The organism is Pseudomonas sp. 05N434 (assembly GCF_056396965.1).
In genome coordinates, this window is the sequence record NZ_JBFTMK010000131.1 from 1 (window position 1) to 9,887 (window position 9,887).

The following is a 9,887-nucleotide window of genomic DNA, read 5'->3' on the forward strand; positions in this document are numbered from 1 at the left end:
CGCCGCGGGCTTGCAGGTGATCGACCGCCAGCGTCAGTTCGCCGGCCGGGAGTGGCCAGTCGAAAACTTCCACCGGGCAATCGGTGCTGCTGATCAGCCAGGCGGTGAGCCATAGATGAGGTTCCAGAGGCAGGTCCGATTGATTGATCAGCAACAGCGGCGCGGTACGTAACTGGCGGTTGTTGTGGTAAATCCTCGCGCCGAATTTGCTGCGCAACCAGGAATAGACAAACACCCGCTCCATCTGCGCGCCGAACTGGCCTTGCCAGCGTTGTTCCAGTTCCGCCAGCCACGGCATCAACAGGTGTTCACACAAGGTGCGTGGCGGATACAGCGCCATCGCCTGGTTTACGGTGTCATCGAGGGTGCGTTCGGCCAGTTGGGTAACGGCTTGTAGCAGTGTCTGGCGCAACACCAGCCAATCGTTTCCGACGGGCTCGGCAAGTACCTGAGGCGTGTCGAGCAGTTGCTTGACCTGACCGACCGCCACGCCGCGATTGAGCCAGGTGAGGATCGTCAGGATGCGTTGAACGTGTTCGGCACAGAACAGCCGATGCCCCTTGGGAGTACGCTGAGGCACGATCAGCCCATAGCGCCGTTCCCAGGCGCGCAAGGTGACAGCGTTGACCCCGGTCTGCCGGGCCACTTCACGGATGGGCAGCCAGCCTGCGTCCAGGGCCTTTTTGAAGTCGGTGCCGAGGTCTTCGCTGGCGCTGGTGTCCGGTGGGGTTTTCATTAGATTGCGTTTCGCAGGCTGAGGTTTTCCGGGTGCGGTTGCAGGTAAACCTGTTGCGCAATGTATGGATCCGGGTGCTGGCGAAAGTAGTGTTTGAGCAACGTCAGCGGTACCACCAGCGGCACGATGCCGTGACGATACTGGCTGATCACATGCTGCACTTCCTGTTTGTCTTCAGTGCTGATGGCCTGTTTGAGATAGCCGCTGAGGTGTTGCAGGACGTTGGTGTGGGTGCGGCGCGTGGCGCATTTTTTCAAGGCCGCCATCAGCTCGCTGAAATAGCGCGGGCCGATGACTTCAGGGGCGGTCCGGCCCATGTTGCCGAGCAGGTTTCCCAGGGTTTTGTATTGCACCGGGTTGTGGGCCATTAACAGGTATTTGTAGCGCGAGTGAAAATCCGTGAGGCCGCGCCGGGTCAGGCCGGTTTGCAGCAACTGCTGCCAGGCGCTGTAGGCGAATACGCGGGTAAGGAAGTTTTCCCGCAGCACCGGATCGTTGAGCCGGCCTTCTTCCTCCACCGGCAAATCGGGATGCAGCGCGCAGAAGGTCCGGGCGTAAATGCCACGGCTACCGCCGTCCACCGGCGCGCCGTTGGCGTGGTAGACCTTGACCCGCTCCAGACCGCACGAAGGGGATTTCTGCATGAAGATATAGCCGCAGATGTCGCCCAGTTCCAAAGCCATTTTCCGAGCATATTCGGCCAGCGGCCGGGTGACGTTGTTTTCAGGGTTGACCGTGCCGACCGCCTGCGGATGTTCAGGGTTGCCGACCAGGCGGATCGGTTCGCGAGGGATACCCAGGCCGATGGCAACTTCCGGGCACACCGGGACGAAATCGAAATAATCGGAAAGGATGTGGCTGCACAGCCGTGACGTCTTGTGCCCGCCGTTGTAGCGCACCTCGGCCCCCATCAGGCAGGCGCTGATGGCGATTTTGGGTGGGGTCGTTGATTGTGCAGACATCGGGGCACCTCGAATCCAGACCTGTACGGATTGTTAAATCTGTACAACATTCGTTCAGCATAGATTCAAAGGTGTACAAGTCAATTTTTTTGTATAGGTTTTTTCAGGGCTGCTGTCCGTGTCGACAGCAGCAATGTGCTCGAATCGAGGCGGTTCACTGCAGGTGTTCGTGCAGACGGCGGGCCGCTTCCTGGCCACTGAGCCAGGCGCCTTCGACACGGCCGGACAGGCACCAGTCACCGCATACATACAAGCCCAGATCAGCATCAGCCAGGGCACCCCACTCATGGCTGCTGGCCGGACGGGCGTAAAGCCAGCGGTGAGCGAGGCTGAAAGTCGGTGCAGGCATGGCGTCGTGCAGCAGTTCGGCAAAGGCACCATGCAATTGCTCGATCACCGCTTCCTTGGACAGATCGATATGTTGCCGGCTCCAGGCGCTGGTGGCGTGCAGCACCCACGTGTCGAGGGTGTTGTCGCGTCCCGGTTTGCTACGGTTGCGCGCCAGCCAGTCGAGGGGGCTGTCCTGCACGAAGCAGCCTTCGATCGGGGTATCCAATGGTGTGTCGAAAGCCAGGGCGACCGCCCAGGTCGGCTCCATTTTTACCCCGGCGGCGGCCCCGGCGAGTTTCGGCGCGGAGGGCAGCAGCGCGGTCGCCTGAGGGGCTGGCGTGGCAATCACCACATGACTGAACGGCCCGTGGGTGAAGCCTTCGGCGTCTTGCAGATGCCAGTGCTCTTCACCGCGATAGACCTCGGTGATCCGGCAGCTGAACTGCACTTCCAGGTCACCGAGCAGGGCACGGGTGATGGCGCTCATGCGCGGCGTGCCGACCCAGCGTGTCTGTTCGTCCGGCGAGGGGCTGAGCTGGCCGCCGTGGTAGGTATAGAGCTGCGGTGTCCACACGGCGACCCAACCGTTGGCTTGCCAGCGCTGGACTTCGGTGACGAAGCGACGGTCGCGGGCAGTGAAATATTGCGCGCCCATGTCCAGAGCGCCCGCATCGCTGCGCTTGCTTGACATGCGTCCGCCACTGCCGCGGCTTTTATCGAACAGATGAACGACATGCCCGGCCTCCGTAAGGGCCTGGGCGGCTGAGAGTCCGGCGATGCCGGTGCCGATGATTGCGATAGGTACAGTCATAGGGGCCTCGTTTGCCTTTCTGTACAGACTACGCCGTGGTTCAAACCTGTACAATATTGTTTTTTGGTATAACTTTTAGCGTTCTCGTTCTGAGAGCTTGGCCTATTGTTAAACACAGAACCTGCCCGATACCAAAGATCCCTGCTTATAAAAATAGACTAGTGATCCGGGTAAAACGCCACGCGAGGAAGATGTCATGCACATATTGCTGACCGGCGGTACTGGTTTGATAGGACGTCAGCTCTGCCGACACTGGTTGAGTCAGGGACATCACCTCACGGTTTGGAGTCGCACGCCCGCTAAAGTCGCCAAAATCTGCGGCACTCAGGTACGGGGAATCGCACGGCTTGAGGATTTTGGGCCAGAACCGGTGGATGCAATTGTCAACCTTGCGGGGGCGCCGATCGCCGATCGGCTCTGGACCCACAAACGCAAGGCGCTGTTGTGGAGCAGCCGGATCACCCTGACCGAAACCCTGTTGGCCTGGCTCGAAAGTCGTGAGCAGAAACCGCAGGTGCTGATCTCCGGCTCAGCGATTGGTTGGTACGGCGACGGCGGCGAGCGGGAGTTGACCGAGCAATCGCCACCGGTCATCGATGATTTCGCCAGCCAGTTGTGCATCGCCTGGGAAGAAACCGCGCAACGTGCCGACGCCTTGGGCATCCGCGTGGTTCTCATCCGCACCGGGTTGGTGTTGTCCGCCGAGGGCGGCTTTTTGTCGCGGCTGTTGTTGCCGTTCAAACTGGGGCTGGGCGGGCCGATCGGCAGCGGTCGGCAGTGGATGTCGTGGATTCATATTGAAGATCAAATCGCCCTGATTGATTTTCTTCTGCATCGCAATGGGGCCAGCGGTCCCTATAATGCCTGCGCGCCCAAGCCGGTGCGCAATCGCGAATTCGCTAAAACGTTGGGTGACGTGTTGCATCGTCCCGCGTTCATGCCGATGCCGACTCTCGTCTTGAAGGTCGGACTGGGCGAGTTGTCATTGTTGTTGCTGGGGGGGCAGAAGGCGATGCCGGCTCGCTTGCTGGAAGCGGGTTTCACTTTCCGGTTCACTGATTTGCGCGCGGCATTGGACGATCTGTCCGGCCGCCTCTGAAATAGGACGTTGCATGACCGATCACGCATTGCTTCTGGTCAACCTGGGTTCACCTGCCTCCACCTCGGTGGCGGATGTGCGCAGTTACCTCAATCAATTTCTGATGGACCCGTATGTGATCGACCTGCCTTGGCCGGTGCGGCGTTTGCTGGTGTCGCTGATTCTGATCAAGCGCCCGGAACAATCGGCTCACGCTTACGCGTCGATCTGGTGGGAGGAGGGCTCGCCGCTGGTGGTGCTCAGCCGTCGCCTGCAACAGGCCATGACTCGGCAGTGGACTCACGGGCCTGTTGAGCTGGCGATGCGGTACGGCGAGCCGTCCATTGAGTCCGCGCTGCTGCGGCTGGCTGCCCAGGGGCATAAGAAAGTGACCCTGGCACCGCTCTATCCGCAATTCGCCGACAGCACTGTGACCACGGTGATCGAAGAAGCCAAGCGCGTGGTGCGCGATAAAAAGCTCGACGTGCAGTTCTCGGTTCTTCAGCCGTTTTACGATCAGCCGGAATACCTCGATGCGTTGGTGGCCAGTGTCAGGCCTTATCTGCAACAGGATTTCGATCATCTGCTGCTGAGCTTCCACGGTTTGCCGGAACGTCACCTGAAAAAGCTTAATCCGGGGCACAGCTTCGAGGGTGGCGGCGATTGCTGCGCCGGTGCGCCACCGGAAGTGGTCGMGACCTGTTACCGCGGTCAGTGCCTGCGCACGGCCGCAGAGTTTGCCAAACGTGTGGGCATACCGGACGGCAAGTGGTCCGTATCGTTTCAGTCGCGTCTGGGCCGGGCCAAGTGGATAGAACCCTACACTGAAGCTCGCCTCGACGAGTTGGCCAAAAGCGGCGTGAAGAAAGTCCTGGTGATGTGCCCGGCGTTCGTTGCCGATTGCATCGAGACGCTGGAGGAAATCGGTGATCGTGGGAAGGAGCAATTCCGCGAGGCGGGAGGGGAGGAGTTGGTGCTGGTGCCTTGCCTCAACGATGAGCCGCTGTGGGTCAAGGCGTTGAGTGCCATGTGCGAAAGGGCGCCATTGGCTTTATAGGAACGTACATTGAAGTGACGGCTGGCTGGTTGTGGCGAGGGAGCCTGCTCCCGCCGGGTCGCGAAGCGGCCCCAAAATCTTTGCAGTCAATGAAGATTTTGTGAGTGCTGCGCACTGGTGCGCCAGCCCGGTCAAGCGGGAGCAAGCTCCCTCGCCACAGGGGATTGAGTCGCCTGCTTACAACAGCGGCTCATCCGCCTTCTTGTGCTTCCAGCTGTCATTGCCCGGCAGCAACAGGTTCAGTGCAATCGCCACCACCGCGCACAGCGCGATGCCTTTGAGGCCGAAATCGTTCTGGCCGGTACCGGTGCCGACCAGCATGCCGCCAATCCCGAACACCAGCGTCACCGAGACAATCACCAGGTTGCGTGCTTCGCCCAGGTCGATCTTGTGGCGGATCATGGTGTTCATGCCCACCGCGGCAATCGAACCGAACAACAGGCAGAGAATCCCGCCCATCACTGGCACCGGGATGCTTTGCAGCAGCGCGCCGAATTTGCCGATGAACGCCAGGCTGATTGCGAAGATCGCCGCCCAGGTCATGATTTTCGGGTTGTAGTTCTTGGTCAGCATCACCGCGCCAGTCACTTCGGCGTAAGTGGTATTGGGTGGGCCGCCGAACAGACCGGCCGCGGTGGTGGCGATGCCGTCACCGAGCAGGGTGCGGTGCAGGCCGGGCTTTTTCAGGTAGTCGCGACCGGTCACGCTACCCACGGCAATCACGCCACCGATGTGCTCGATGGCCGGGGCCAGGGCCACCGGAACGATGAACAGAATCGCCTGCCAGTTGAATTCCGGCGCGGTGAAATGTGGAATCGCGAACCACGGTGCCACGGCAATCTTCGCGGTATCGACCACGCCGAAATAAAACGCCATGGCAAAACCCACCAGCACACCGGAGATAATCGGCACCAGGCGGAAAATACCTCTGCCGAACACCGCGACGATCAGGGTGGTCAACAGCGCGGGCATCGAAATCATCATCGCCGTCTGGTAATGAATCAGCTCAGTACCGTCGCCCGCCTTGCCCATCGCCATGTTGGCGGCAATCGGCGCCATGGCCAGGCCGATGGAGATGATCACCGGGCCAATCACCACCGGAGGCAGCAAACGGTCGATAAACCCGGTGCCTTTGATCTTCACCGCAAGGCCGAGGAAGGTGTAGACGAACCCGGCCGCCATCACACCGCCCATGGTCGCCGCCAGGCCGAACTGGCCCTTGGCGAGAATGATCGGGGTGATGAAGGCGAAGCTCGACGCCAGGAATACCGGCACCTGACGCCCGGTGACAATCTGGAACAGGATCGTCCCTAAACCTGCGGTGAACAGCGCCACGTTCGGGTCGAGGCCGGTAATCAGCGGCATCAACACCAGGGCGCCGAAGGCCACGAACAGCATCTGCGCGCCGGACAATACCGTGCGCCAGAGCGGATCGTTGAACTCTTGCTGCATGGTCACGCGTCCTTCTGCTTGGTGCCGAAGATCTTGTCACCGGCATCGCCCAAGCCTGGGATGATGTAACCGTGTTCGTTCAGTTTCTGGTCAATGGAAGCGGTGTAGATGGTCACGTCCGGGTGAGCCTTCTCCACAGCGGCGATACCTTCGGGAGCGGCCACCAGGACCATCGCGCGGATGTCCTTGCAGCCGGCCTTCTTCAGCAAATCGATGGTGGCGACCATCGAGCCGCCAGTGGCGAGCATCGGGTCGATGATCATCGCCAGGCGCTCGTCGATTTCCGGCACCAGTTTTTCCAGGTAGGTGTGGGCTTCGAGGGTTTCCTCGTTACGGGCCACGCCCACGGCGCTGACTTTGGCGCCCGGGATCAGGCTCAGCACGCCTTCGAGCATGCCGATACCGGCACGCAGGATCGGCACCACGGTAATTTTCTTGCCGGCGATTTTCTCCACCGACACCGTGCCGCACCAGCCTTCGATGTCGTAGCTTTCCAGCGGCAGGTCTTTGGTGGCTTCATAGGTCAGCAGGGCGCCGACTTCTTGAGCGAGCTCACGGAAATTCTTCGTGCTGATGTCGGCGCGGCGCATAAGGCCAAGTTTATGACGGATCAGCGGATGGCGGATCTCACGGATGGGCATGGGGAAAGGCTCCGGCGGCGGGCAAAAAAACCGGCCTAGATTAATCTATCCGAGGGTGTTGTCCTATAGACATACAGTACGTTAGTCCACAAACGCTTGATCTGGCCGTGCGGGATGCGTACCTTTGCCCGCTTTTCCGAATCCGTCCCTCCCCCTCAAACCCCTTGGAGAGCGCCATGTCCGCTGATCTCGAGCATATCCGTCAAATCATGCGAGAGGCTGACTGCCTGTACACCGAAGCTGAAGTCGAGGCGGCCATCGCCCGCGTCGGTGCACATATCAACGAACAACTGGCTGAAAGCAATCCGGTGGTGTTCTGTGTGATGAACGGCGGCCTGATTTTCGCCGGCAAGCTGCTCACCCATCTGCAATTCCCGCTGGAAGCGTCCTACCTGCACGCTACCCGCTATCGCAACGAAACCAGCGGCGGCGAGCTGTTCTGGAAAGCCAAGCCGGAAGTTTCGTTCATCGACCGTGACGTGCTGATCATCGACGACATCCTCGATGAAGGTCACACCCTGGGCGCGATCATCGATTTCTGCAAACATGCCGGCGCCCGCAAAGTGCACACCGCCGTGCTGATCGACAAGGACCACGACCGCAAGGCTCGCCCGGACCTGAAAGCCGATTTCGTCGGCCTGCCGTGCATTGACCGTTACATCTTCGGTTATGGCATGGACTACAAAGGCTACTGGCGTAACGCGAACGGAATTTTTGCCGTTAAAGGCCTGTAAGCAGGTTGACTGTCTGGGGGTGGTTTCAGCCGCCAGACACGTTGATGCTTGAAGGCAGATATCCCATCCGAATGCGTGCGCAGTTCGCTTGAACCGCGCGCTCAGTCCTGCCCGACGAGCCAGCGTTCGCTTTTGCGTCGAGCCTGTTCCAGGTTGTTCACGTAAGCCAATTGACGCTGTTCCCGATGGATGCCCGCGCGCCTGAGTTTCAGGCGCACGCGCGCTGCCGTCCCGACCAGAATCAGGCCGATGCCGTCGGTGCGATAATCCCTGAGGATATTGTCGAAGGCTGCCAACGCCGTCATGTCCAGCATGGACACGGCACTCATCTCGACAATCACCACTTTGACCTCCGGGCTGAATTTGCGCAGCACGCCCAGGGCCTTTTCCGCTGCACCGAAAAACAACGGTCCGCGTATCGCATAGCAACGAACATGCTCCGGCAAATCCTGTAAGGCTTGATGGAACTCTCGAGGCAGTTCGGCGGTGTCCGTGAGGTCGCTCATGCGCTTGACGAACAACCCGGCGGCCAGCAATAGCCCAACGGCAACGGCCAGTACCATGTCGAACAGCACTGTCAGGCTCAGGCAGGTCAGCAAGACCAATACGTCGCTGCGTGGTGCAATGCGCAGGGTGTGCACGACATGCCGGGCCTCGCTCATGTTCCACGCCACCATCACGAGCAGCGCCGCCAGCGCGGCCATCGGCAAGTAGCTGAACAGCGGGGCGAGGACGAGTATCGCCAGCAGCACCACCGCGCTGTGGATAATTGCCGCCAATGGCGAAAACGCCCCGCTGCGCACGTTGGTGGCGCTGCGGGCGATCGCCGCGGTGGCGGTAATGCCGCCGAACAACGGTGCGACCAGGTTACCAATGCCTTGACCCAGGAGTTCGGCGTTGGGGTCATGTTTGCTGCCCGTCATGCCATCGGCCACCACCGCACACAACAACGATTCGATGGCGCCGAGCATGGCAATGGCGAACGCTGGTGCCATTAATTGGCGGATCAGGTCGTAAGACAGATGCAGCGGCTGACCATTGGGTCCTGGCAGATTCCACGGCCAGTCGAAGCTCGGCAGAAACGGCGGAATGCCGGGGTGGCTGACGCCATCGACGATATAGCTGAAGCGCTCGCCCAGCGTCGCAATCGGTAACCCGCCGCTTTCCAGCGCCAGCCCCAACATTGCGCCGACGGCCAGCGCCACCAGATGCCCCGGAACCCTCGGCACAAACCGCGGCCAGACGATCAGAACCGCCAGGCACATGACACCGATGATTCCGTCCCCCAGGCGGGCGCTGGGCAATGCCTGGAGCAGCGCACCTAATTGCTCGATGTAATGTTCGGCATGCCCGGTGGTACTCAGGCCCAGCAAATCCTTTAGTTGGAGTGTGGCGATGACTATGCCGATCCCGGCGGTAAAGCCCAGGGTCACCGGATAAGGAATGTACTGAATCAGCCGCCCGGCCCGAATCAGCCCCAAGGCAATCAGGATGGCCCCGGCAAGCATGGTGCAAAGCAGCAGGCCACCCAGGCCATATTGTTGGGTGATCGGCAGCAGTATCACCATGAACGCGGCTGTCGGCCCGCTGACATTGAAGCGCGAGCCTCCCGTCAAGGCGATCAGGGGGGCCGCGATCAGCACCGTATATAAACCTTGCTGGGGCGCTACTCCCACCGCAATCGCCAGGGCCATGGCCAGGGGAATGGCGATAATCCCTACCGTCACCCCGGCACTGATGTCGCCGCGCAAGCGTCTGAGGCTATAACCTGCACGCAGAGTTTGACGCCAGGCGGCGAATAACGGGGGGATGGAGAATGGCATAGGGACTCCACAGTAGACGGCACGCCGTCGAAATAGGGCTGAAGGCTCTTTCAGTATGCCCAGCCTTGTCTTCGAGAGTATTGATCTGGATCGGTTATTCGCCCGATTGATCATCATGCTAGAGTGCTCGGCCTCGTCCCAGGAGCCTGTCATGAGTCTTTTGATCCGCAGCTGCGCCGCCCTGATGTTGGTCTTCAGCCTACCCCTGGCCGCCGCTCCGGCACCGATGCATGTGCAGTTTTTGCCCCCGGACGACTTGACTC

General features: G+C 60.4%; 9 protein-coding genes. 3 read left to right on the plus strand and 6 right to left on the minus strand.

Annotated features, from left to right (window positions below; genetic code table 11):
* From AC1DLB_RS11065 to AC1DLB_RS11075, 3 genes are all read right to left on the minus strand, one after another.
* The coding region (locus tag AC1DLB_RS11065; protein ID WP_477785001.1) for a MerR family transcriptional regulator at positions 1–736 on the minus strand (736 nt) is incomplete at its 3' end.
* Positions 736–1,698, minus strand: coding sequence for a YbgA family protein (locus tag AC1DLB_RS11070; RefSeq protein ID WP_477744018.1), 963 nt, complete (start codon positions 1,696–1,698; stop codon positions 736–738). The genes AC1DLB_RS11065 and AC1DLB_RS11070, both read right to left, overlap by 1 nt.
* Positions 1,699–1,852: 154 nt before the next feature.
* On the minus strand, positions 1,853–2,839 hold the full coding sequence (locus tag AC1DLB_RS11075; protein ID WP_018929582.1) for an NAD(P)/FAD-dependent oxidoreductase: 987 nt from the start codon (positions 2,837–2,839) through the stop codon (positions 1,853–1,855).
* Positions 2,840–3,035: 196 nt separating this feature from the next.
* On the opposite strand from AC1DLB_RS11075, the gene AC1DLB_RS11080 reads away from it, so the two are divergent.
* Together AC1DLB_RS11080 and hemH are read left to right on the plus strand one after the other, a co-directional pair.
* Complete coding sequence (locus AC1DLB_RS11080; RefSeq protein WP_026286681.1) at positions 3,036–3,938, plus strand: TIGR01777 family oxidoreductase; 903 nt, start codon at positions 3,036–3,038, stop codon at positions 3,936–3,938.
* Between the two features lie 13 nt (positions 3,939–3,951).
* Positions 3,952–4,974, plus strand: a complete 1,023-nt coding sequence (gene hemH, locus AC1DLB_RS11085; protein ID WP_477785002.1) for a ferrochelatase — start codon at positions 3,952–3,954, stop codon at positions 4,972–4,974.
* A 177-nt stretch (positions 4,975–5,151) separates the two neighbouring features.
* On the opposite strand, the gene AC1DLB_RS11090 is transcribed toward hemH, so the two are convergent.
* Entirely contained in the window at positions 5,152–6,426 is a 1,275-nt protein-coding gene (locus AC1DLB_RS11090) for a uracil-xanthine permease family protein (protein ID WP_018929585.1), read from the minus strand.
* A 2-nt stretch (positions 6,427–6,428) separates the two neighbouring features.
* On the minus strand, positions 6,429–7,067 hold the full coding sequence (gene upp / locus AC1DLB_RS11095) for a uracil phosphoribosyltransferase (protein WP_007939777.1): 639 nt from the start codon (positions 7,065–7,067) through the stop codon (positions 6,429–6,431).
* Between the two features lie 176 nt (positions 7,068–7,243).
* Here upp and AC1DLB_RS11100 point away from each other — a divergent pair, with 176 nt between their 5' ends.
* Positions 7,244–7,801: a hypoxanthine-guanine phosphoribosyltransferase gene (locus AC1DLB_RS11100; protein WP_007939779.1), complete on the plus strand. Its 558-nt coding sequence runs from the start codon at positions 7,244–7,246 to the stop codon at positions 7,799–7,801.
* Between the two features lie 101 nt (positions 7,802–7,902).
* Here AC1DLB_RS11100 and dauA read toward each other — a convergent pair whose 3' ends face one another.
* Positions 7,903–9,624, minus strand: a complete 1,722-nt coding sequence (gene dauA, locus AC1DLB_RS11105; protein WP_477744016.1) for a C4-dicarboxylic acid transporter DauA — start codon at positions 9,622–9,624, stop codon at positions 7,903–7,905.
* Positions 9,625–9,887: the final 263 nt, after the last annotated feature.